The sequence below is a fragment of the Nocardiopsis deserti genome, assembly GCF_008638355.1.
Classification (GTDB): Bacteria; Actinomycetota; Actinomycetes; order Streptosporangiales; family Streptosporangiaceae; genus Nocardiopsis; species Nocardiopsis alborubida.
This window is the reverse complement of the sequence record NZ_ML703348.1, coordinates 228,748-251,183: the sequence shown is the minus strand read 5'-3', so window position 1 is coordinate 251,183 and position 22,436 is coordinate 228,748. Positions and strand designations below refer to the sequence as shown.

The 22,436-nt window shown below is 72.6% G+C and carries 17 protein-coding genes and 1 riboswitch; of the genes, 9 read left to right on the top strand and 8 right to left on the bottom strand.

The window, feature by feature from the left end; translation table 11 throughout:
* Positions 1–212 precede the first annotated feature (212 nt).
* Entirely contained in the window at positions 213–1,796 is a 1,584-nt protein-coding gene (locus tag FYW99_RS03910) for an ICP22 family protein (protein ID WP_150250322.1), read from the bottom strand.
* A gap of 255 nt (positions 1,797–2,051) precedes the next feature.
* Here FYW99_RS03910 and FYW99_RS03905 point away from each other — a divergent pair, with 255 nt between their 5' ends.
* Complete coding sequence (locus FYW99_RS03905) at positions 2,052–3,011, top strand: glycerophosphodiester phosphodiesterase (RefSeq protein WP_150250320.1); 960 nt, start codon at positions 2,052–2,054, stop codon at positions 3,009–3,011.
* A 191-nt stretch (positions 3,012–3,202) separates the two neighbouring features.
* Positions 3,203–4,456 (top strand): alanine racemase, encoded by a 1,254-nt coding sequence (locus FYW99_RS03900; protein ID WP_150250318.1) that lies wholly within the window; start codon positions 3,203–3,205, stop codon positions 4,454–4,456.
* A gap of 125 nt (positions 4,457–4,581) precedes the next feature.
* On the opposite strand, the gene FYW99_RS03895 is transcribed toward FYW99_RS03900, so the two are convergent.
* Complete coding sequence (locus FYW99_RS03895) at positions 4,582–6,162, bottom strand: beta-N-acetylhexosaminidase (protein WP_150250316.1); 1,581 nt, start codon at positions 6,160–6,162, stop codon at positions 4,582–4,584.
* Between the two features lie 284 nt (positions 6,163–6,446).
* Here FYW99_RS03895 and FYW99_RS03890 point away from each other — a divergent pair, with 284 nt between their 5' ends.
* From FYW99_RS03890 to FYW99_RS03880, 3 genes are all read left to right on the top strand, one after another.
* A complete protein-coding gene (locus tag FYW99_RS03890) occupies positions 6,447–7,313 on the top strand; it encodes a DMT family transporter (RefSeq protein WP_190394539.1) in 867 nt (288 codons plus the stop codon).
* A 12-nt stretch (positions 7,314–7,325) separates the two neighbouring features.
* Positions 7,326–8,525, top strand: coding sequence for a glycosyltransferase (locus FYW99_RS03885; protein ID WP_150250312.1), 1,200 nt, complete (start codon positions 7,326–7,328; stop codon positions 8,523–8,525).
* A gap of 107 nt (positions 8,526–8,632) precedes the next feature.
* Positions 8,633–8,941, top strand: coding sequence for a hypothetical protein (locus FYW99_RS03880; RefSeq protein WP_150250310.1), 309 nt, complete (start codon positions 8,633–8,635; stop codon positions 8,939–8,941).
* Positions 8,942–9,182: 241 nt separating this feature from the next.
* Here FYW99_RS03880 and FYW99_RS03875 read toward each other — a convergent pair whose 3' ends face one another.
* Positions 9,183–10,121, bottom strand: a complete 939-nt coding sequence (locus FYW99_RS03875; protein WP_150250308.1) for a LysR family transcriptional regulator — start codon at positions 10,119–10,121, stop codon at positions 9,183–9,185.
* A 166-nt stretch (positions 10,122–10,287) separates the two neighbouring features.
* On the opposite strand from FYW99_RS03875, the gene FYW99_RS03870 reads away from it, so the two are divergent.
* The gene (locus FYW99_RS03870; RefSeq protein WP_150250306.1) at positions 10,288–11,616 is read left to right on the top strand and encodes a pyridoxal phosphate-dependent aminotransferase; all 1,329 of its coding nucleotides are present in this window, start codon (positions 10,288–10,290) and stop codon (positions 11,614–11,616) included.
* A 262-nt stretch (positions 11,617–11,878) separates the two neighbouring features.
* Here the strand turns inward: FYW99_RS03870 and FYW99_RS03865 are convergent, their stop codons facing one another.
* The gene (locus tag FYW99_RS03865) at positions 11,879–13,132 is read right to left on the bottom strand and encodes a glycosyltransferase family 4 protein (protein WP_223838693.1); all 1,254 of its coding nucleotides are present in this window, start codon (positions 13,130–13,132) and stop codon (positions 11,879–11,881) included.
* 363 nt (positions 13,133–13,495) lie between these two features.
* On the opposite strand from FYW99_RS03865, the gene FYW99_RS03860 reads away from it, so the two are divergent.
* Both FYW99_RS03860 and FYW99_RS03855 read left to right on the top strand, forming a co-directional pair.
* Complete coding sequence (locus FYW99_RS03860; protein ID WP_150250304.1) at positions 13,496–13,750, top strand: DUF6457 domain-containing protein; 255 nt, start codon at positions 13,496–13,498, stop codon at positions 13,748–13,750.
* 486 nt (positions 13,751–14,236) lie between these two features.
* A complete protein-coding gene (locus tag FYW99_RS03855) occupies positions 14,237–15,652 on the top strand; it encodes an alanine/glycine:cation symporter family protein (protein WP_150250302.1) in 1,416 nt (471 codons plus the stop codon).
* Positions 15,653–15,889: 237 nt separating this feature from the next.
* On the opposite strand, the gene thiD is transcribed toward FYW99_RS03855, so the two are convergent.
* From thiD to FYW99_RS03835, 4 genes are all read right to left on the bottom strand, one after another.
* Positions 15,890–16,693, bottom strand: coding sequence for a bifunctional hydroxymethylpyrimidine kinase/phosphomethylpyrimidine kinase (gene thiD / locus FYW99_RS03850; RefSeq protein WP_150250299.1), 804 nt, complete (start codon positions 16,691–16,693; stop codon positions 15,890–15,892).
* Positions 16,681–16,779, bottom strand: a riboswitch (TPP riboswitch). Its footprint overlaps the gene before it by 13 nt.
* Positions 16,780–16,921: 142 nt before the next feature.
* Positions 16,922–17,617: a DedA family protein gene (locus FYW99_RS03845; RefSeq protein ID WP_223838688.1), complete on the bottom strand. Its 696-nt coding sequence runs from the start codon at positions 17,615–17,617 to the stop codon at positions 16,922–16,924.
* A 19-nt stretch (positions 17,618–17,636) separates the two neighbouring features.
* Positions 17,637–18,566 (bottom strand): DUF368 domain-containing protein, encoded by a 930-nt coding sequence (locus FYW99_RS03840; RefSeq protein ID WP_150250297.1) that lies wholly within the window; start codon positions 18,564–18,566, stop codon positions 17,637–17,639.
* Between the two features lie 510 nt (positions 18,567–19,076).
* Positions 19,077–20,750, bottom strand: coding sequence for an acyl-CoA synthetase (locus FYW99_RS03835; protein ID WP_150250295.1), 1,674 nt, complete (start codon positions 20,748–20,750; stop codon positions 19,077–19,079).
* A gap of 362 nt (positions 20,751–21,112) precedes the next feature.
* Here FYW99_RS03835 and rocD point away from each other — a divergent pair, with 362 nt between their 5' ends.
* Positions 21,113–22,387, top strand: coding sequence for an ornithine--oxo-acid transaminase (gene rocD / locus FYW99_RS03830; RefSeq protein WP_150250293.1), 1,275 nt, complete (start codon positions 21,113–21,115; stop codon positions 22,385–22,387).
* Positions 22,388–22,436: the final 49 nt, after the last annotated feature.

Sequence of the window (22,436 nt, the reverse complement as noted above, 5' to 3'; positions counted from 1 at the left end):
ATCATCGCAGGTCAGGGGTCACGCAACACGCCAACGGCATTTCTGCTCAGTTCGCCGCGTGGGGGAGGGCCGTACGGCGTTGTCCACAGGAGGAACCCGGGGCTGGTGCGCGCGCCCGGCCCCGGGTTGACTGGATGTAGGGGGCCCTCAGGACCCGCCCGCACCGTGCTGCCCTCCGGCCGCCACCGTCCCGTGACCGGAGGACGCGGTGCTCAGGAGGTCCCGGTCGGGAAGCTCCACGGCAGGGAGTCCGCCATCTCGGCCCACTCCTCGGCACCGATCGGGTCCATGACCGCGGCGGAGTCCACCTCCACGGGCAGGGTGGAGTTCACCTCCTCCAGCGTGCGCGCCACGTTCTCCTCGTGCGTGGCGTCGTGCTTCTCGGCCTCCTCCACGAGCACGGCGATCATCTCGCCGAGGTCGAGGATGAGCTCCTCCAGTTCGGTACGCGACATCTCGACGTCCTCGGCGCAGTGCTCGACGGCGCCGGTCTTGACGCCCTCGTCGCCGTAGTACCAGACGGTGGCCAGCAGGCGGTCGAGGTCCCCGTCGTTGAGCCGCTCCGTGGCCAGGGCCCGCTCCACGAACTCCGTGCTGGCCGGGGTCATCTCGCCCAGGCGGGTCTCGCCGGTATCGAAGCTCACGAACCGGCTGACGACGCACTCCTTGGCCATCCGGACGCGGGTCGCCTCGGGCTGCTCGGAACCCGCGTTCCCTCCGGCCTCCGCCGGCGCCTCCTGCGCACCCCCCTCGACGGCGGGCTGCTCCTGCGCGGCCTCTCCGCCCTGCGCGGCCTCCCCACTCTGCGCGGCCTCCCCACTCTGCGCGGCCTCCCCGCCCTGTTCGGACGGGGTCTCAGGGGTCTGTGAGGCCTCGGAGGCTTCGGTGGTCTCGGGGGTCTGCGGAGTCTCGGGCCGCCCGAGGGGGGAGGTGGCCACCGGAGTCCCGTCGGCGGTCCCGTCCGCGGAGGACGCGCTTCCGCCCGCCCCGGCGGGCTCCTCCTGCGTCGTCCCGGTACCGGTCCCGCCGCCGGAGCCTCCACCCGAGGTGCCATCCGACGCACCGCCGGACCCCTCGGCGCCGCCCGTCTCCCGGCCGGACCCCTCCTGCGCGGGCTCCTCCGCGTTCGGGTCGTCCTGCGCGGGCTCCTCGGCCGTCGGTTCCTCGGCCGTCGGCTCCTCCGGCCCGGATCCCTCCGGCCCGGATCCCTCCGGCCCGGGCTCCCCGGCCCCCTCCGCGGGCGCCTCCTCCCTCCTGGTCAGCGACTCCGCCATCCTGACCAGTTCACCGCTGCTCCACTTGTCCGGCTGGAGGTACAGGGCCACGGCCACGCCCGGCTCGTCGAGCCAGAACAGGTCGCCGGTCTCCGGGGACAGGTAGGCCTCACTGCGCAGCGCCTCGCCCGAGTCCAAGCGCTCCAGGGTCCTCTCGGGAAGGTGGCCGTACCGGCGCTCGCGCAGGTCGTCGAGCTGCTGCATGCTGTCCGAGCGCAGGATCGAGACCCTTCCGAGCAGTTGGTCCGGTCCGCGCATCCAGGACAGCTGCGACTGCCTGTTGCCCAGCCGGTCGGTCGTGGTCGAGGCGTGTATCCCGTGCCGCTCCAGTCCGGCGGGCAGATAACCGATCTCGTAGCCGTCCAGGCCGTACGAGGAGACGCCCTGGCTGATCTCCGGCCACGTCAGCGTCCGCATGTCCTTCTCGTCGGCCGACACCGCCCCGGGGAGACCGACCAGTCCCGACGACGCGATCGCGGCGGCGCCGAGCAGCGCGACCCACCTCTTGTGGTGCTTGCGCATGAGTGTTCCTTCCCATCGACTACTCCTAGTGATGTTCGCAGCCTCTGAGTAATCACCCATGGGCTCAGGGGTCAAAAATCGTACATGAAGTGACCAAATGGATGCATTAAGTGAGAATGTCGTCGAACTGCCGGACACATCACCAGATGATGGGCGGCGGATCACCGGCTGCTCCGCAGACGGTAACCGCAGGGTCACCATCCGCACCCAACCTGAGGAAGCAGCCGGAAAGTTCACGCGCACTTGGGAGGTCCGGTGCAGCGCATCGGCATCGTCGTCGCAGCCGTGTCGTTCTTCGTCGTCACCGGCACGAGCGCATCGTCCGCGGCACAGGACACCGACCCCCGGTGGTCGGACGTCACCAGATCCGCAGTCATCGAGTACACGACATCCGAACGCCCGCTGATCGCCGTCTCCCACCGCGGAGCCTCCGGTCACGCGCCCGAGAACACCCTGGCGGCCCTCGACGCCGCCGACCGGCTCGGAGCCGAGACCGTGGAGGTCGACGTCCAGCGCACGAAGGACGACGTCCTCGTCCTCATGCACGACACCACCCTCGAACGCACCACCGACGTCGAGGAGGTCTTCCCCGACCGCGGTTCCTACGAGGTCAGCGACTTCACCATGGAGGAGGTCCGCAGGCTCGACGCCGGTGAGTGGTTCGACCCCTCCTTCGACGAAGAGGCCGTCCCCACCTTCGCGGAGGGGCTCGACCGCATGGAGGAACTGGACCTCAACCTCTTCCTGGAGCTCAAGGAGCCCGAGCTCTACCCCGGCATCGAGCAGGAGATCGCCGACGAGCTGACCGAGCGCGGAACCTGGCTGGAGCCCAACCCGGCCGGTGAGCCCCGCCGCCTCGTCGTGCAGAGCTTCGACTGGGAGGCGGTGCGGCGCTCCAAGGATCTGCTCCCCTCCGTGCCGCACGCCCTGCTCGGGCGGATCCCCGAGAGCCGCATCGCCGAGTTCGACTGGGCGCAGATGATCAACCCCAACCACACCACCATCGACGCCGCCTACGTGGAGCGGGTCCACGAGGCGGGGATGGAGATCATGCCCTACACCATCAACGAGCGCTCCCGGATGGACACCGTCCTGGGCTGGAAGGTCGACGGGTTCATCACCGACTACCCCGACGTCGGCCAGGAGGCCATCGCTGCCCGGACCAAGCGGTCCCAGCCGGTGGTCAGGATTCCCACGCTGCCCCTGCCCCGCTGACCCGCGTCGGTCCGGGAACCGCGTCCGCCCCAGAGGGGGCGCCGTCCCCGGGCCGCGCCCGGAGCGCTCCCTGGCCCCGTGCGGTGCCAGGTGGGATGATCGGTCCGACCCACACGAGAACCCCGCTTCCGGGGAGGCCGCGGCGCGGTCTCACCGGAAGCGGGGCGTTCGGACCAGGAGGCGGACACCACGTGAGCGATCGGCTGACCATCCCCCGGGAACACGTCGACTGGCGCACCAAGGGCCTGTGGTGGACGGACGCCCCGATTTCCCTGGAGGAGTTCGCGGCCCGCCGCGACCACCTGTTCACCGGCCCGTTCACCTGGCCGCTGATGGTGCTGCGCGCCTCCGCGCTGGACCGCAACGTCGCCGCGCTCGCCGACTTCGCCGAGCGCCACCGGCTGCTGTTCGCCCCGCACGGCAAGACCTCCATGGCGCCGGTCCTCATCCAGCGCCAGCTGGACGCGGGCGCCTGGGGGGTCTCCGCCGCCAGCGCCAACCAGGTCCTGGACTTCCGGCGGTTCGGCGTGCGCCGGATCCTGCTCGCCAACGAGCTGCTCGACGGCCGGGTGCTGCGCTGGGCGGCCGGTGAGCTGGACGAGGACCCCGGCTTCGAGTTCCTCTTCTACGCCGACTCCGCCGAGGGGGTGGCGGTCGCCGCGGAGGCCGCCGCCGACCGGCCCGGGGAACGCTCCGCCGGACGTCCCCTGCGGGTGCTGGTCGAACGGGGGGTCCCCGGCGGGCGCACCGGCTGCCGCACCCGGGAGGAACTGCTCGCGGTGGCCGCGGCCGTCGCCGACGCGCCGGGCCTGGAACCGGCCGGGGTGGCGGGCTACGAGGGGGCGCTCGGCGACGCCGACGGAGTGCGCGGCTTCCTGCGCGACCTGGTCGGCGACGCCGCGGCGCTGGCCGCCCGGCACGGCCTGGACCGGCCCGTGCTGTCGGTGGGCGGCAGCGCGTGGTTCGACCTGGTCGCCGAGGAGCTCGGCGGCCGCGAGGACGTCCTGCCGATCCTGCGCAGCGGCGCCTACGTGGTCCACGACGACGGCCTGTACCGGCGCACCACGCCCTACCGCCGCCTGCCGCAGGGCCCCGACGCGCTGGCCGGGGCCCTGGAGCTGTGGGCCCAGGTGACCTCCACCCCGGAGGAGGGGCTGGCGATCGTCGGCATGGGGCGCCGCGACGCCAACCACGACCAGGGGTTCCCCGTGCCGCGCCGCCTGCGCCGCGCGGACGGGGCCACCGCGGAGGCCGGGGGCATGGAGGTGACCGACCTCAACGACCACCACGCCTACCTGAGGGTTCCGCCGGGGCTGGAGGTCAGCCCCGGGGACCTGGTCTCCTTCGGGATCTCGCACCCGTGCACGGCCTTCGACCGCTGGCGGGTCCTGCCGGTGGTGGACGAGGAGGACACCGTCGTGGAGATGGCGGCCACCTACTTCTGAGGTCCCGGGACGGCGCCCGGGAGCCGAGGCCCGGTCGCCGCCCACGTCCGAGGCCCCGGGCTCTGCCGGCTTCCGTGTCGCGGGGCCCCGGCGCCCTCAGCCTGCGAGCTCCCGGGGCGCCGGGGTCACCCCCAGCCCACCACTCCCGGGCGGGTGTGCCACGGGCGCGGCCCGTCCAGCGGCCGGTACTCCACCCCGACCGCGTCGAGCCGCTCCAGGTGCCGCCTCAGCCGGGGCTCGAACTCGGCGTAGTCGCGCTCACCGGACGACCACACCTGCTCGGCGAAGGCCGACAGCCTGGGGAAGACCATGTAGTCCAGCCTGCGCGGCGTGTCGATGTGCTCGGTCCACACGTTCACCTGCGCGCCCAGCACGTGCGCGGACTCCTGCTCGGTCAGCCCCGGGGGGACCGGCTCGGCCAGGTAGACGTCCTCGGTCCGCAGCAGCGTGCCCACCGGGACGGGCTCGTCCCCGGACTCCGACTGCCGGTAGTCCAGGTAGGAGGTGCGGGTGGGGCTCATGACCACGTCGTGACCGGCCCGCGCGGCCGCGACACCGCCCTCCTCGCCGCGCCACGACATCACGGTCGCCCCCGGCGCGAGCCCTCCCTCCAGGATCTCGTCCCAGCCGACCAGGCGGCGGCCGCGCGAGGTCAGGTGCTCGTCCAGCTGACGGATGAACCAGCTCTGCAACTCGTCCTCGTCGGCCAGACCCTCCTCCTTGATCCGCCGCTGCGCGGACGCGCTCGCCCGCCACTGGATCTTGGGGCACTCGTCGCCGCCCACGTGCACGTAGGTGCTCGGGAACAGCTCGATCAGCTCGTCCAGGACGCCCCGGTAGAACTCCAGGACGTTGTCGGTGACCGCGAGCACCTCCTCGAAGATGCCCCACTGGTCGCCGACCGGGATCTGTCCGCACTCGCCCAGCTCGGGATAGGCGTGAATGGCGGCCTGCGAGTGCCCGGGCACGTCGATCTCGGGGACGACGGCCACGTGCCGGGCGTCGGCGTAGGCGACGATCTCGCGGATGTCGTCCTGGGTGAAGAAACCGCCGTGCGGACGCTCGTCGAACACGGGCGGCTTCGCGGCGCCCACCTGGCTCCGGGCCCGCCAGGAGCCCGCCTCGGTCAGCTTCGGGTAGCGGCGGATCTCCACGCGCCACCCCTGGTCGTCGCTCAGGTGCAGGTGCAGGACGTTGAGCTTGTGCATGGCCAGCAGGTCGATGAACCGCAGCACCTCGCGCTTGGGCACGAAGTGGCGGGCCACGTCCAGCATCACGCCCCGCCAGCGGAAACGCGGTGCGTCGGTGACGCTCACGGCGGGCAGGGTCCACTCGGCGCTGCCCAGCGGGGCGTCCCGGTAGGCGTCGGCGGGCAGCAGCTGCCGCAGGGTCTGCGCGCCGTAGAACACCCCTGCGGGGTCGTTGCCCACGATGATGGCGCCCTCGGCGTCCACGATCAGCCGGTAGCCCTCGCGGCCCAGGTCCGCCTCGGGGTCCACGCTCAGCCGGACCTGCGCGCTGGCCTCGTCACCGGTGGCCAGGGGCAGGCCGGTGGCCGCTCCGAGTTCACGCTGGAGCCACGTGAGCGTGCCCCGGGCGTCGGGGTCGGCGGACACCCTGGTCGAGGCGGTCAGCGTGAGACCCCCGGTGTCCCCCGGAGCCGAGGAGTTGGGACGGGGAACGAGGGAGGGGGAAGTGTCAGGCACGGTGAACCGCTCCTATCCGGTCTAGACCAATACCGGACATAGTGCCACGTGGCTCCCCGCGGGCACACCCCTTGGGGACAAACGGTCACTCCGCACCCGGAGACAACGGGATACCGAAACCGTGACCGGGTAGGTGCGGGCGTGGTGGGGTTACCACCACGACGGACGGGGGGTTGGCGTTATCGCCGTGGCACGGGGCCCGTCCGTACCGTTGCCGAGACGGCGGAACAGAGGGGGTCGGCGATGCCCAGGAGACGGGGGACACCCGTGGGGCGGTGGCGCTGATGCTGGTGCCGATCCTCATCGCCGTGGCCGGGGCGTTCACCCTGGCACTGGGTTCCGCCCTCCAGGAGCGCGACGCCGTCCGCGCCCCGGGCGGCCGGGTGGCGAAGGCGGGGTTCCTGCTGCACCTGCTGCGCCAGCCCCGCTGGATGATCGGCAGCGTGGCCGCCGTCCTCGGCGCGGGGCTGCACCTGGTGGCCCTCAGCGGCGCGCCGCTGACCATCATCCAGCCGATCGGCGTGACCGGCCTGCTGTTCGCCATCGTGCTGTCGGCCCTGTTCAACCGCCGCCGGGTCAGCCTCTCCCAGATCATCGCCGGAACCGCCGTCATGGTCGGCCTGACCGGGGTGATCTCCCTGTTCCCGCACACCGCCAACAGCCCCGCCATGACCACCGGCGCGGCGCTGGCGCTCACCGGGGTCACCCTCGGCGCGGGAGCCGTCGTCCACTTCACGGCGCACCGGATGAACAACGGGGTCCGGGCCCTCCTGCTCGCCCTGGCGGGCGGGGCGGCCATGGGCACCACGTCCGGGCTGGCACGCGTCCTGGCCGCCAACGCCGTCGGGGACTGGACCAGCCTGATCAGCTGGCTGACCCCGCTGGCCGTGGCCACGGCGGTCTTCGGCGCCCTTCTGATGCAGAACGCCTACCGCACCGGGCACTTCACGGCCGCCTACGCGACCCTCCTGATCACCGACCCCGTGGTCGGTGTGGCCATCGGCGCCCTCCTCCTGGGCGAGGGAGCGCCGCAGACCCCTCCCGCCCAGTTCGGCGCGCTGGTCTTCGCCTGCCTCGCCGTCGCCGGGACCATCGCCCTCGCCCAGGCGCGCCACCGCAACCCCGAGGTCGTCGCCGACACCGAACGCTAAGGAGCAACCACCATGGCCGAACGCCCGCTGCGCGTCCTGATCGCCAGCGACACCTATCCCCCCGACGTCAACGGGGCCGGATACTTCACCCACCGCCTGGCCGAGGGGCTGGCCGGGCGGGGGCACCGGGTCCACGTGGTGTGCCCCTCCGAGCAGGGCGACCCCTACGTCACGGTCAACGGCGCGGTGACCGAGCACCGCCTGCGTTCGGCGCCCATCCCCTTCATGCGCGCCGCCGTCCCGCTGGGCATGGGCGGGCACATCGCCAGGATCATCCAGCGCCTGGAACCCGACGTCGTGCACGCGCAGAGCCACTTCCCGCTCAGCCGCTCGGCGGTGCGCAGGGGCCGCGCCGCTGGTGTACCCGTGGTGCTCACCAACCACTTCATGCCGGACAACCTGTACGCGCACGCCCGGATCCCCACGCCGATGCAGGAGCTCGCGGGCCTCCTGGCCTGGAAGGACATGATCCGGGTGGCGGGGGAGGCCGACCACGTGACCACGCCGACCCCGCGGGCCGCCCGGCTCCTGCGGGAGAAGGGGTTCACGCGCGGGGTCGAGGCCATCTCGTGCGGGATCGACCTGGACCGGTTCCGCCCCCACGAGGACCCCGCCGCGGCGCGGCGCAGGTTCGGGCTGCCCGACCGGGACACGATCGTGTTCGTGGGCAGGCTGGACGCGGAGAAGAGGGTAGACGACACGATCCGGGCGCTCGCGCGGATCGTGCCCGAGCGGGACGCCCAGCTGGCCCTGGCGGGCACCGGCCAGCGTGAGGAGGAGCTGCGCGCGCTGGCCGCGGAGCTGGGGGTGGCGGACCGGGTGTTCTTCCTGGGCTTCGTCCCGGACGAGGACCTGCCCCTGGTCTACGCGGCGGGGGACGCCTTCGCGATCGCCGGTGTGGCCGAGTTGCAGAGCATCGCCACCCTGGAGGCGATGTCCACCGGCCTGCCGGTGGTGGCCGCGGACGCGATGGCGCTGCCGCACCTGGTGGAGGAGGGAGGCAACGGGTTCCTCTTCCCGCCGGGCGACCCCGTGCGACTGGCGGACCGGCTGCTCCTCGTACTCGGTCCCCGGAGGCGCGCCCTGGGCGCGGCCAGCCGCGAACTCGCGCGGCGGCACGACCACCACCGGTCCCTGGAGCGGTTCGAGGAGGTCTACACCCGCCTGCGGGGCCCGGCCCCCGTGCCGGTCGAGAGGCTGGTCGCGGCCTGAGGTGTCCGAAAGGGCCGTTTGATTGATATTTCGATTCTTCTGCCACTTTCCGTATTCTTTGCGTAGCGAGCGGTGATGTTGCCCCTGTGCGGGATACACAAGATGTTGTGTGGTTCGAAGGGATCAGTGCACAGTCCGGCCGAGGAAACCCCACCGAGGGCCTCACCGATCGGCTCGTCAGCGCCGAGCGGGAGGCGGGGTTCCACGAGCGCGACATGTCGGTGTTCGAACGCGAGCGCATCGACCTGGAGCACCGGGTGAACCGGATGGAGGCCGAGCTGGAGGCACTGCGCAAAAGAAGACTGGAAGCCTACGCCCGATGGTGGAACGCCCGGGACGACCGTGACCGGGCACGCCACGTCTGCCGCAGACTGCGCCGCCGGATCGACCGGACACGCGGCAGGGAGAGAGAGTGAACGGCGACGAACGTGGCCCGACCCCGGGGGTTCGGGCCACGCGTCGTTTCGCGGCGGTCCTTCGGGTGAGGGCCCGCCTGCGAAAGCCGGTCAGGGGAGAGTCCAGCGGGGTCGGAGCGGAGCGTTCCGTGGCGCTCCGCCGGAAGGGCCGGGTCCTCGGCGGAGCCTGAGCACGCGCCCGTGGAGCGCTGACTGACGGCAGTCCCGGCGAGGTCGGAGCGGAGCGGACCGGTGCCGGTGGTCAGGCCACCGTCATCCCGGCGATCTCCCTGTTCACCTGCTGCGCGGCATCCCTCAACGCCGCCAGCGTCACCTGCACCGCCGGACGCCTCGCCGCCACCGACCGCACCACCGCGTACACGTGCCGCTCGGGCGCGGACGCGGGCAGCCTCCGGTAGGCCAGCCCCGCTGGGGCCCCCACCATCGCCAGGGCCGGAACCGCGGCGATCCCGATCCCGCGCGACACCAGGCTCAGCACCGTTCCCAGCCCCTCGAACTCCCAGGCGGCGGAAGGCAGTCCGCCCACCTCGGACAGGAGCCGGTCCGTTCCGTAGCGCGAACGCTCGCTCTCGGGCGTCACGATCCACGACTCGTTCAGCAACCCCTCCAGCACCACCGGCGTCGAGGGATCGGCCAGTGCGTGCTCCCGGGGCACCGCCAGCACCATCGGGTCGCGCATCAGGTGGATGTGCCGCAGCCCGCTCTCCGGTCCGCGCCCGGGGTGCTGTCCGGACCAGTCGTCGACCAGGGCGATGTCCACCTCCCGCGAGCGCACCTGCTGGGTCCCCGTCGCCAACAGGGTCTGGCGCAGCAGCAGCTGCATCCCCTCGTGTCGGCGCAGCGGCGGCACCAGCAGCGGGGCGAACGCCACGGCGGCGGTCGGGAACGCCGTGACGGTGACCACGCCCAGAGCCAGGTCCGACTGCTCGGCGAGCACCGACTCGGTCGCCTCCACCAGCGCCAGGATGTCCTCGGCCTGGGCCACCAGGAGCCGCCCGGCGTCGGTGAGTTCGGCGCCCCGCGCGGAGCGGTCCAGCAGCGCGACGCCCGTCTCCCTCTCCAGCGTGGCCAGTTGCTGGGACACGGCCGAGGGCGTGTAACCGAGAGCGCCGGCGGTGGCGGAGATGGTTCCCCGGATGCTGAACTCGCGGAGGATGTGCAGACGACGCAGATCAAGCATAAGAAAACCTTACTCTCAGCATCGAAAAGACGCGCTTGTACTGATGCCTGAATCTGGGCAGTGTGTGGGGTGACGGGCCGTCCTCCCAGGTGGAGCGGCAGTCCACGCAGCCCACGGGCTGCTCACGCAGTACCCGCATTCACGACAAACCGGAGATGAGTCCTCGATGACCGTCACTGTGTCCGCGACCCTCGCCGTCAACGAAGCGCTCGCCGAGAAGCGTCGCCAGGGAGTCCGTGTGCTCCCCCTGGGCTTCGGCGAGGCCGGACTTCCGGTCCACCCGGTCATGCGCGACCGGCTCACCGCGGGGAACGGCGCCAACGCCTACGGGCCCGTCGCCGGGTCCGCGGCCCTGCGGGAGGCCGCCGCCGGGTACTGGGAGCGCCGCGGGCTGCCCACCGACCCCGACCTGGTCATCGCCGGGCCCGGCAGCAAGCCGCTCCTGTACAGCCTCCTGCTGGAGATCGGTGGCGACACCGCGATCGCCGCGCCCAGCTGGGTCAGCTACGCCGCGCAGAGCCGCCTGGTGGGGCAGCGGCCCGTCATGGTTCCCACGGCCCCCGGTGAGGGGGGCGTACCCCAGCCGGACCTGCTGCACGCCGCCGTCACCGCGGCCCGCGAGGAGGGGCGCACGGTCAACGCCGTCATCGTCACCGTCCCCGACAACCCGACCGGCACCGTGGCCGGAGCCGACACCGTCCGGCGCCTGTGCGAGGTGGCCCGCGAACTCGACCTGGTCGTCATCTCCGACGAGATCTACCGCGACCTCGTCCACCCCGCGGCCCCCGGCGAGGAGCCCACCGAGGTGCACAGCCCCGCCGAGTACGCGCCCGAGCGCACCGTCATCTCCACCGGGCTGAGCAAGAACCTGGCCCTGGGCGGCTGGCGCATCGGCGTCGTGCGCCTGCCCGACTCCGAGATCGGCCACCGCCTGCGCGGCGGGCTGCTCGGGGTGGCCAGCGAGATCTGGTCGAGCCCGGCCGCCCCCGTCCAGGAGGCCGCCGCGCACGCCTTCACCGAACCCGCCGAACTCCTCGACCACGTCGACCGCAGCCGCCGCCTGCACGGCATCGTCGCCGGTGCGGTCACCGAGGCGTTCGTCCGCGCGGGCGCGACCGTGGCCGTCCCCCGGGCGGCCTTCTACCTCTACCCCGACTTCGGGCCGGTCCGGGAGCGGCTGGCCGCCCTCCACGGTGTGGCCACCGGCCCTGACCTGACCGGGCTGCTGCTGGACCGTTTCGGGATGGGGGTGCTGCCCGCCGCGGAGTTCGGGGAGGGGGCGGGAGCCCTGCGCATGCGGGTCGCCACCAGCCTGCTCTACGGCGACACCGAGGAACGCCGCTACGCCGCCCTCGCCGCCACGGACCCGCTGGCGCTGCCCTGGATCCGCGCCCACCTCGACCGCCTCGACGAGGTCCTGGGCGCGCTGCTTCCCACGAGCGCCGACACCGGGGCCGTCCTGCCCCGGTCCGCCGAACCACAGACGGTCAGCTGACCGGTCCCAGCGTCCGCCCCGTGTAAGGGGGCGGGGCGGGCGCGCCGTCCTCCGGCCTCCCCCGGCCGCTCCTTCCGGGGGAGGCCGGATCCCTGTCCGATCCCGCGCGGTGGGACGTCCGGTCCCCTCGACGGCAGGCTCCCCGCCACCGGCGGCCTGTCCCCATCCCGGCGACACGTTCCCGTCCCGGCTCCGAGGCCGCACCGGTTCCTCGTCCGGCACGGCCGCCGCACGGGCGCCGCCGCCCAGGCGCCCCAGGCGCTTATCTCAGGCCGGACGGAGCGTCTCCCACCCCCGCCTCGCGCGCGGCCAGTTCCGCGCTGGAGGCGATCACCGCCCGATAGTGGTCGAGCAGCTGCTCACCGACCGCCTCCCACGTACGGTGCTCCACCGAGGGCCGGGCGCCCCGCGCCATCCGCTCCCGCACCTGGCGGTTGTGGGCCAGCCGGCCCACCGCCACCCGCAGCTCGCGCACCGAGTCCGGGGCGTACAGCAGCCCGTTGCGCTCGGGCACCACCAGGTCCAGCGGCCCGCCCGAGGCGGGGGCCACCACCGGCACCCCGGAGGCCAGCGCCTCCTGGACGGCCTGGCAGAAGGTCTCGTCCGCCCCGGTGTGCACGAACACGTCCATGGACGCGTACAGACGCGACAGGTCACCGCCGGTGCGCTGTCCGGTGAACACCGCGTCGGGCAGGCGCCTGCGCAGACGCGCCCGCTCGGGGCCGTCCCCCACCACGACCAGCCTGATCCCGCGCAGGCGGGACACGTGTTCCAGCATCTCCACCCGTTTGTCCCTGGCCAACCGCCCCACGTAGCCCACGATCGTCTCCCCGCCCGGCGCGAGCCTGCGCCGCAGCTCCTCGTCGCGGTGCTCGGGGGAGAAGCGCTGGGCGTCGACCCCGCGGCGCCACAGGTCCAGCCGGGGGAACCCCCGCGCGGACAGCGCCTCCATGGTGGCCGAGGACGGCGCCAGCGTCCGGTCCACCGCGGAGTGCGTGCGCCGCAGCAGAGACCACAGGGTGTCCCCGCCGGGTAGGCGGTAGCGCCCGGCGAAGCCGGGAAGGTCGGTCTGGAACACCGCCACGGTCGGCAGAGCCCACCGGCGGGCGGTCTCCACGGCCGCCGCCCCGAGCAGGGCGGGGGAGGCCAGGTGCAGCACGTCGGGGGAGAAGGCGCGGATCGCCGCGGTCATCACCCGCCGGTCGGGCAGCCCCACGGAGAAGTCGCGGTAGAACGGCAGGGGCACGGAGGGCAGCCGGACCACCGGGAAGCCCGCGTAGGAGGAGGGACCGGCCCCGGGAGCCAGCACCAGGGCCTCGTGGCCGCGCGCGGCCAGCAGGTCGGCGACCCGGCACACGGAGTTGGTCACCCCGTTGACCTGGGGGAGGAAGGACTCCGTCACGATCGCCACGCGCAGCGGACCGCGGGCGTCGGACGGGGGCACGCGGTCGGGCGAGGGCGTGCGTGCCGCCGGTGCGCAGTGCCCGGCAGCGGGAACGCGGGCGGTCGTGGACACGGGGTCGTTCGCGGGCCGGGGGGCGGCCGGAGGCGCCGGGGGCGCCGGGGGCGCGACACGTGTGGCCGCGGACGGGTGAGCGGCCGGGGACGTGCGAGTGGCCGGAGACGTACGGTCGGTCGGGGACATGCGGGTGGCTCCCAACGCCGGGGGAACGGCTGCCTACGCCGGGGACGGCTGCCTCCGACGCTAGGCTCGTGGGGTGAACCTCGGTTTGGGGGCGGGGGAACCGCGCCCGAAGACCAGGCGTGGGCAGTTCGAGCGGTCGGTGACCGTGCCCGTGTGCCCGTGTGTCCGCCGGGTGACCCCCCGGTGGATATGATTGCTGAATGTAGCCAATATATTGCTCTAAGGAGTCATGCGGTGACCCTCGTGGAATGGGCCGAAGCAGTCCGAAGCGAACTGGGCCTGACCGGTACCGAACCGCTCCGTAAGGAGGACGTCGACCGGGTGCTCGACCTCGCCCGGGACGCCGCCCACTCCGTGGCCCGGCCCGCCGCGCCCCTCACCACCTACCTCCTGGGCATGGCGGTGGGGCAGGGCGCGGACCCCGACGAGGCCGCGGCGGCCCTCAGCAGACTCGCCCTGGCCCAGGCCGACGAGGAGGACCGCACCTAGGTTCCCGCCGCGGTCGTACCGGTTGGGGCCTTCTCGTCCGTACCGGTCGCGTCCGCTCGGGACACGGCGCCCCGGAGCCCGCCGCGGTCGTACCGGCCCATCGCGGTCGCACCTGCCCGCCGTCCGCGCGGCCGCACCGGACCGCGTTCCGTGCCGGGCTGTGTTCCGCGTGGGCCGCACCGGCTTCACCTGCGCCGACTGGTGTGCCGCCGTCCGGGCGAAGCCCCCTTCCCGGCCCTCGTCGGGCGCGCGGGTCCTGCCGGAGAACACCGTCCGTACCCGGGCGGTACGCGGAAGAGGAACCGGAAGTTCCCGAAGAAACCGGCATGTGGAACACGTGTGATGTGTTTGTTACGCGTCGATGCAATTCTTTGCCGATATCGCGGGCCTCCACCAGTGCCGAAGCGATCGCGAGGGCGTCGGATCCCCCGTACTCCGGTACCGGCGACCCCCCGTCCCCACCACTCACCGATAGGGAGATCCCCTGTGGACCAGCTCCTCGAAATGGCTGGCATCGTCAGCAGCATCATCTGGGGGCCCTTCGTCCTCATTCCGCTGCTGTTCGGTGTCGGCCTGTTCCTCACGATCCGTCTCCGCCTGCTCCAGCTCCTCCGGCTGCCGCACGCGCTGTGGCTCGCCGTCGTCCGGCGCAAGGAGGACGACTCCGTCGAGGGCGACATCTCCCACTACCAGGCGCTGAGCACGGCCCTGGCCGCCACCGTCGGCGTCGGCAACATCGCCGGTGCCGCGCTCGCCATCGGCGTCGGCGGCCCCGGTGCGCTGTTCTGGATGTGGGTCGTCGGCTTCCTCGGCATGGCCACCAAGTACAGCGAGGCCCTCCTGGGCGTGAAGTTCCGCCGCACCGACAGCAAGGGTGAGCAGAGCGGCGGTCCGATGTACTACCTCAAGTACGGGATCCGCGGCGGCCTGGGCACCACCCTGGGGGTGGCCTTCGCGGTCTTCGGCGCCATCGCCGCCTTCGGTATCGGCAACGGCACCCAGGCCAACGCCGTCGCGCAGCAGATCACCAGCGTCACGCCGCTGGACACGTGGGTGGTGGGCCTGGCGCTCGTGGTCCTCGCGGGCGCCGTCATCCTCGGCGGCATCAAGAGCATCGGCCGCGTCGCCTCCGCCCTCGTGCCGATCATGATCATTTGCTACGTGGGCGTCTGCCTGGTCATCCTGGCCGCCAACTGGGCCGCGATCCTCCCCGCGCTCCAGCTCGTGGTGACCGACGCCTTCACCGGTACCGCGGCCACGGGCGGCTTCGCCGGGGCGGGCATCATGATGGCCATCCGGCAGGGCTTCGCCCGCGGCATCTTCTCCAACGAGTCGGGCCTGGGCACCGGGGCCATCGCCGCCGCCTCGGCCAAGACCAAAGAGCCGGTCCGCCAGGCCATGGTCTCGATGACGCAGACCTTCATCGACACCATCATCGTGGTCACCATGACCTGCCTGGTCATCATCACCACCGGCGTCTGGACCGAAGGCGGCGATGACGGCTCGCTGATGACCAGCAACGCGGTCTCCGAGGGCCTGGGGTCGATCAGCCCCGCGCTCGCCCCGGCCGGTGCCGTCATCGTGGCCGTCGCGGTGGCCGTGTTCGCCTTCACCACCCTGCTCGGGTGGGCCTACTACGGCGAGCGCTGCATGGTGTTCCTGGGCGGCCGCCGCCTGGTCCTGCCCTACCGCCTGGTGTTCATCGCCGTCATCTACGTGGGCGCGGTCGCCAGCCTGGACTCTGTCTGGCTGTTCAGCGACATCGCCAACGGCCTGATGGCCCTGCCCAACCTCATCGGGCTCCTGCTGCTGTCCCCGGTCATCGCGGCGGAGACGCGCAAGTTCTTCGCCCACCCCGACTGGAGGGACCCGGACAAGGTCATGCAGGACGTGACCAAGTAGCAGCTCCGCCTCCGCAGGAGGACGGGACGAGGAGGGGGACCGGCACGGAGCCGGTCCCCCTCGGCGTCGGGGTCCGCTTCCGGACCTCCCGGGTCGGGTCCCGCCCCCGGACCTTCCGGTGGCGGCCCCCACAGCCCCGGCGGGCTCGGGATGCTCCACCGCGTGCGCCCGACGTGCGCCGACGGCACGGGCTGGGCATCGGGCCGCGGGTGTGGGGCCCGGGGGACGCCGCGCCGCCTACCACCAGGCGTGGAAGTGGTGCACCGGGCCCTGTCCGCCGCCCGCGTCGATCTCGTCGGCGCGCCGGATGGCCTCGGTCAGGTAGTCCTTGGCGTCGCCCACCGCGGCGGCCACGTCCGGCCGCTGCGGCAGCAGGGCCGCGATCGAGGAGGACAGCGTGCAACCGGTGCCGTGCGTGTTGCGGGTGGCGACCCTCGGGGCGCGGAACTCGACCGGGTCGGCGTCCCGGGCGACCAGGACGTCGACGCTCTCCCCGCCGATCAGGTGGCCGCCCTTGAGCAGGACCCGGCGCGGGCCGAGCTCCAGCAGCCGCCAGGCCTGGGCGCGCATCGACGCCAGGTCGGTCGCCTCGGGCTCCTCCAGCAGGTCGGCGGCCTCGGGCAGGTTCGGGGTGACCAGGTCCGCGCGGGGCAGGAGCTTGGTGCGCAGCGCGTCGACGGCCGAGGCCTCCAGCAGCCGGTCCCCGCTCTTGGCGACCATCACCGGGTCCACCACCACGTTCGGCAGCGCGTGGCGGTCGATCGCCTCGGCCACGGCCTCGGTGACCTCCGAGGTGCCCAGCATGCCCACCTTGACCGCGTGCACGGCGGCGTCGGCGAAGAGGGTGTCCATCTGGTGGGCGACGAACCGTGCCGGGACCGGGTGGACCCCGGTGACGCCGCGCGTGGACTGGGCGGTGAGCGCGGTGACCACGGTCATCCCGAAGGTCCCGTGCGCGGAGAAGGCCTTGAGGTCGGCCTGGACGCCCGCGCCCCCGCTGGGGTCGCTGCCGGCGATGGACACGATGTTGTACGCGCTCATGGCGTTCCTTCGCTAGTGCTAACTAGGGCAGGTTCGACGGGTGTGCTCTCAGCCGGGAACGCGTCCCGGCACCCCGCGCCTCCGGGGCCGCGTCGGCGGCCCCGGCCGGTGTGTGCTTGTCGGTGCGTTCCGGGCAGGATACCCACAGAACGCCGAAGGGGTCCGCCCGGGGACGCGGGCGGACCCCTGGAGGGGTTCACGGGGGACGGTGCCCCGGGGAGAGGAGCCTCAGGCGGAGGTGCCCTCGGTCCGGCGGGCCTTGGTCCGCTTGTAGACGCGGGCCAGGATGAACCACAGCACCAGCAGGCCGATGATCACGACCACGACGTTGCTGATCACGCCGCTCCACTGGGCCAGGACGGGCTCGATGGCCGGGCCGAAGACGTAGCCGAGGCCGATCCAGATCGTGTTCCACACCGCGGAGCCGATGACCGTGTACAGCGAGAACTTGAACAGGGGCATCCGCTCGATCCCGGCGGGCACCGAGATGAAGCTGCGGACCAGGGGCACGCACCGGCCCAGCAGGACGGCGAGGCCGCCGAAGCGGGTGAAGAAGCGCTCGGCCTTGTAGAAGTCCTCGATCTCCAGCAGCGGGGTCTTCTCGACCAGCCAGGCCGTGCGGTCGCGGCCCAGGAGCGCGCCGACCGCGTAGAAGCCCCACGCGCCGACCAGGCAGCCGATCGTCGCCCACAGGATGGCGAGCCACACGTTCATGTGCCCGGCGTAGGCGAGGAACCCGGCGCCGGGCAGGACCGCCTCACTGGGCATCGGGGGGAAGAAGGTCTCGATGAACAGCGCCACGCCGACACCGGGTTCGCCCAGGGTCGTCATCAGGCCCAGGACCCACCCGATGAATCCCTCGTACTCGTGGGCGACGTCGACGTCCGTCGTCGAGGCCGCGGTCATCAGCAGATTCGTTGTCATGCGGTTGTCGTTCCCGTTCTCAGACGTGGGTGGGAACCCGGCCGTGCTCGGACTCCTCCATCCGGCGGCGCTTACGGCTCTCCCAGACGATGGCCGCCGCCACGATCGCGAAGCCGACCACCATGAGGGCCACCGTCACGGGGACGTCGGTGGGGGGCAGGACGGTGCGGTCCTCGTCCTGCCACGGCCACAGGGCGCGCAGCGAACCGGCCATGAGGCCGGTGAGGACCACCAGGGTCATGTGGTGGAAGTTCTCCAACAGGTACTGGAGCAGCTTCACGAACAGTGACAGGCCCGTGAGCATGCCGAGGGCGAACACCGAGAGGTAGGCGACGTCCATGTCCCCGACCGCGCTGATCGTGGGCTCGTACAGGCCCAGCGTGAGCAGGATGAAGGATCCGGACAGCCCGGGAAGGACCAGGGCGCAGACGGCCACCGCCGCGGCGAGGAAGACGACCACCGGGTGGGTGGGCAGGTTGGCGCCGGGCAGGCCGGTGAGGAAGAACGCGCCCGCGGCGAAGACCAGGGCGACGAGGTAGTGCCAGGCCCGCCACTTCTGGCCCGCACCGGTGTAGGGGATCCACAGGCAGGCCAGGACCAGGCCGAAGAACAGCGCGTACGCGTACTGGGTGTGGGCCTCGACCAGCGGTGCGAGGAGCACGGCCGCCATACCGAGGAAGGCCACCATGCCGACGAGCGCGGGGATCAGCACGCTCCAGTCCACCTGGCGGAACTGCTCCTGGGCGCGTTCCCTTCCGCGCCCGCGCGGGACGTCGGTGACGTAGCGCCTGACGCCGCTGACCATGTGGCCGGCGCCGCCGATGAGCTTGTCGTACAGGCCGACGATGAGGGCGACCGTGCCGCCGCTGATACCGGGAAGGGCCTCCGAGGCGCCCACGGCGCCGCCGCGCACCGCGTTGAAGATGTAGCTGCCTACTGAGTTGGGCATCTGGGTTCTTGGGCGTGCTCCGGGCGGAACCCGGGGAAGCGCGCCGTCCTCCGTCCTAGTGGTGTCACCGCATGCGCACCATGTGCACGGGTGGGAGGTGGGTCAAAGGTGGTCAACGCGTTCCACGGCCCCGAACGGTGCGCGGTGGAAACCGGTCGCGCCCCCGGCCGGAAGTGTGCGACCCGGTCGGAGCGGGGGAGAGGAAACCGTGGGGCCTGGAACCAGGCGACGCCAGTCTAGCGGTGGCGGAGCGGGTGGAGAGCGGTCGGAAACATGCGCAACCCCTGTTTCGGCTGAGTAAGTCCGTATTGACCCTGTGCCCGAAATGAAGGGTCCCGTATCGCCCCGGTGCGGAGTTCCGCAGTGGGGGACCGAGGAACCGGGGAGCCCGGCCGTGGGGCCTGCGCTGGCCATGGTCCCGGACCCGCTCCGGAGCCGGGGAGACCGGGCACGGGATCCGTCTCGGGCACGGCCCCGCCCTGGAAGCTGTGCCGGGGCCCGGGTCGGCACTCAGGGGAGGGTCGGGACGGCCGGAGCGGACGCCCCGGTCCCGGTGACCGACGCCGCCCACCGGTAGTCCTGCTTGCCGACCGCCGTACGACGCACCCGGTCCACGAAGTGCACGGTCCGCGGAACCTTGAACCCCGCCAGCCGCACACGGCAGTACGCGCGCAGCTCGGCCTCCTCCAGGCGGGCGCCCGCGGCCAGCGAGACCAGGGCGGTCACCCGCTGCCCGAGGTACTCGTCGGGCGAGGGCACCACGATGGCGTCCTCCACCGAGGGGTGCGCCTTGAGCGCGGCCTCCACCTCCTCGGGGTAGACCTTCTCCCCGGCGGTGTTGATCACCGCGCTCCCGCGTCCCAGCAGCGCGATCGAGCCGTCCGCGTCCCACGTCCCGAAGTCGCCCGACAGCGCCCAGCGGCGCCCCTCGGCGTCGGTGGGGAAGGTGCGCGCGGTCGCCAGGGGGTCGTTGTAGTAGCCCAGCGGGATCCGTCCGGTGCGCGCGATCCGCCCCACCTCGCGTGACCCCGGGGGCAGCGGGCGCAGGGACGCGTCCAGCACCGCGATGCTGCCGCCCATGGTGAAGCTGCGGCTGCCGGAGGGGCCGCCCCGGGCCGGGGCCTCCGGCGGGCCGGCCGGTTCGGCGCCGGTCGCCGAGCCGCACACGCCCGTCTCCGAACCCCCGTAGGCGTCGGAGAGGGACACGTCCTCGCGCCAGGCGTGCCACAGCGCGCGCACCGCCGGGGTGAGCGGGGTGCCGCCGGAGCGGATCGAGGCCAGGTCCGGGCACAGCCCCGGTTCGGTGAGCAGGTGGCGGGCCAGCGGGCGGGCCATGGCGTCGCCCACCAGTTGGAGCACGTGCACGCCCTCCCGGTGCGCCGTCTCCAGCACCCGGTCCGGACGGAAGCTGCGGTCGGTGGACAGCACCACGCGCTTGCCGCACAGCAGCATGCTCAGCGCGTTCCACTGCCCGGCCGCGTGCATGAGCGGTCCGAGGACCAGCATGCGCTGCTCGAAGCAGCGCGTGGCGCGCTCGGCCACCTCCTCCGGGGTCCGGGCGCTGGGCGTGCCCGGAGCGCGGCGCTCCAGGGCCGCGCGGAAGATGTCCGCCTGCCGCCACAGCACGCCCTTGGGATAGCCCGTCGTGCCTCCGGTGTAGAGCAGGTAGTGGTCCTCGCCGCTGGTCGGAGGCAGGACCGCGTCGTCGGGCGCCGAGGCCAGCGCCTCCTCGTAGTCGCGGCCCTCCGCCCCGCGCGCGGAGCCGTCCGCGACGAGCAGGACGTGGCGCAGCCGGGGCAGGTCGGAGCGGACCGTGGCCACCGCTCCGGCCAGCGAGTCCTCCGCGATCAGCGCGACCGCGTGCGAGTCGGCCAGGACGTGGCGCAGTTCGCCCGCGACGTAGCGGTAGTTGACGTTGACCGGGACCGCTCCCGCGCGCAGGATCCCCAGGAAGGACTCCACCCATTCGGCGCGGTTGAACGCCAGGACGGCGACGTGCTCGCCGGGGCGCACGCCCGCGCCGACCAGGTGGCGGGCCAGCCGCTGTGAGCGCTCGCGCAGGGCGCGGTAGGTGAGCCGCCGGGGACCGGCGACCAGGGCGGTCCGGTCGGGCACGGCGTCGGCGACCGCCGCGAACAGGCGGGAGAGGGAGAAGGTGGCGTCCGGGGACGCGAAGGTGGGCACGCCTGACCTCCCGGGCACGGTCGAGGGGGCCGTCCACGGCACGGGGCTCGCGGCGGCTGGGTGGCTGTTGGTGCGACCGTACCCCTCGGAGGAGGGGCCGACCGCCGTCGGGGCTGTGGAGCGCGTCACCAGGGTCGTTATCGCAGGTCACCACGGATGTGATGGTCCCGCTCAGAGGGTGTGCGCGGCGTTTCGCGGGCGGGTTTTCGGGCATCGCCTCCGCGCTGTGATCTCTCCCACCCCTTGTGGGCTCACCGGATCATCTGCTCAACTCTTGGAGACCTCCCGCCGAAGGGGCGCGATCCGGCCCGACGGTGGGTATCAACTGTCTGACATCGGTCAATGGTGATCGGAGCGGCTAGATGGGCAACACCCAGAACCTGGGACAGCGGGACTCCGCCGGGAACCCCGGTGGAGAGGCACTCTCCGGCGCGGACCACATCGCGCTCGCACGGGCGCGGTCGGCGCACAACTACTCACCCCTTCCCGTTGTGATCGCCGAGGGCCGTGGCGCCTGGGTGACCGACGTCGAGGGCAGGAGGTACCTGGACTGCCTGGCCGGGTACTCGGCCATGAACTTCGGCCACCACAACCCCGACCTGCTCGCGGCGGCGCACCGGCAGATCGACCGGGTGACCCTCACGAGCCGGGCCTTCTACAACGACCAGTTCGGCCCGTGGGTCAGCGCCCTCGCCGACATGGTCGGCAAGGAGAAGGTCCTGCCGATGAACACCGGCGCCGAGGCGGTGGAGACCGGCATCAAGGTGGCCCGCAAGTGGGCCTACGAGGTCAAGGGCGTACCCGAGAACGAGGCGACCATCGTCGTGGCGGGCGCCAACTTCCACGGCCGCACCACCACCATCGTCTCCTTCTCGTCGGACCCGGAGGCCAGGACGGGTTTCGGTCCCTACACACCGGGTTTCCGGTCGGTGCCCTACGGTGACGCCGAGGCCATCGAGGCCGCCATCGACTCCACGACCGCGGCGGTCCTCATCGAGCCCGTGCAGGGCGAGGCCGGGGTGGTCGTGCCGCCGCCGGACTTCCTGCCCCGGGTCAGGGAGATCTGCGACCGCGAGCGGGTGCTGTTCATCGCCGACGAGGTGCAGTCGGGCCTGGGCCGCACCGGGACCGTTCGGGCCTGTGAGCACAGCGGAGTGGTCCCCGACGCCTACCTGTTCGGCAAGGCGCTGGGCGGCGGCATCCTGCCGGTGTCGGCGATGGTCGCCGACGAGGACGTGCTCGGCGTCATCCAGCCGGGTCAGCACGGCAGCACGTTCGGCGGCAACCCGCTGGCCGGTGCGGTCGGGAGCACGGTCGTGCGGATGCTGACCGAGGGCCCCTACCTGGAGAACGCGCGGCGCCTGGGCGAGGTGCTCAGACGCCGCCTCAAGGAGTTCGTGGGCGACGGGGTGGTGTCCGCGCGCAGCATCGGGCTGTGGGCGGGCATCGACGTCGACCCGTCACTGGCCTCGGGCCGGGAGCTGTGCGAGCGCCTCGCCGACCACGGCGTCCTGGTCAAGGACACCCACGGCTCCACGGTGCGGATGTCGCCGCCGCTCGTGATCAGCGAGGAGGACCTCAACTGGGGTCTGGACCGCTTCGCCGAGGTGATCCGGGAGCTTCAGGCGGGCCGGTAGGGACAGCGCGGGGCCGTGCGCGACCGCCGGTCGCGCACGGCGCCCCGGG

What these genes read in the sequence shown, in the direction of transcription:
- FYW99_RS03890 (WP_190394539.1), top strand. Translation starts at nt 6,447, where the DNA reads ATGCTGGTGCCGATCCTCATCGCCGTGGCCGGGGCGTTCACCCTGGCA.
- FYW99_RS03870 (WP_150250306.1), top strand. Translation starts at nt 10,288, where the DNA reads ATGACCGTCACTGTGTCCGCGACCCTCGCCGTCAACGAAGCGCTCGCC.
- FYW99_RS03885 (WP_150250312.1), top strand. Translation starts at nt 7,326, where the DNA reads ATGGCCGAACGCCCGCTGCGCGTCCTGATCGCCAGCGACACCTATCCC.
- rocD (WP_150250293.1), top strand. Translation starts at nt 21,113, where the DNA reads ATGGGCAACACCCAGAACCTGGGACAGCGGGACTCCGCCGGGAACCCC.
- thiD (WP_150250299.1), bottom strand. Translation starts at nt 16,693, where the DNA reads ATGAGCGCGTACAACATCGTGTCCATCGCCGGCAGCGACCCCAGCGGG.
- FYW99_RS03840 (WP_150250297.1), bottom strand. Translation starts at nt 18,566, where the DNA reads ATGCCCAACTCAGTAGGCAGCTACATCTTCAACGCGGTGCGCGGCGGC.
- FYW99_RS03845 (WP_223838688.1), bottom strand. Translation starts at nt 17,617, where the DNA reads ATGACAACGAATCTGCTGATGACCGCGGCCTCGACGACGGACGTCGAC.
- FYW99_RS03875 (WP_150250308.1), bottom strand. Translation starts at nt 10,121, where the DNA reads ATGCTTGATCTGCGTCGTCTGCACATCCTCCGCGAGTTCAGCATCCGG.
- FYW99_RS03910 (WP_150250322.1), bottom strand. Translation starts at nt 1,796, where the DNA reads ATGCGCAAGCACCACAAGAGGTGGGTCGCGCTGCTCGGCGCCGCCGCG.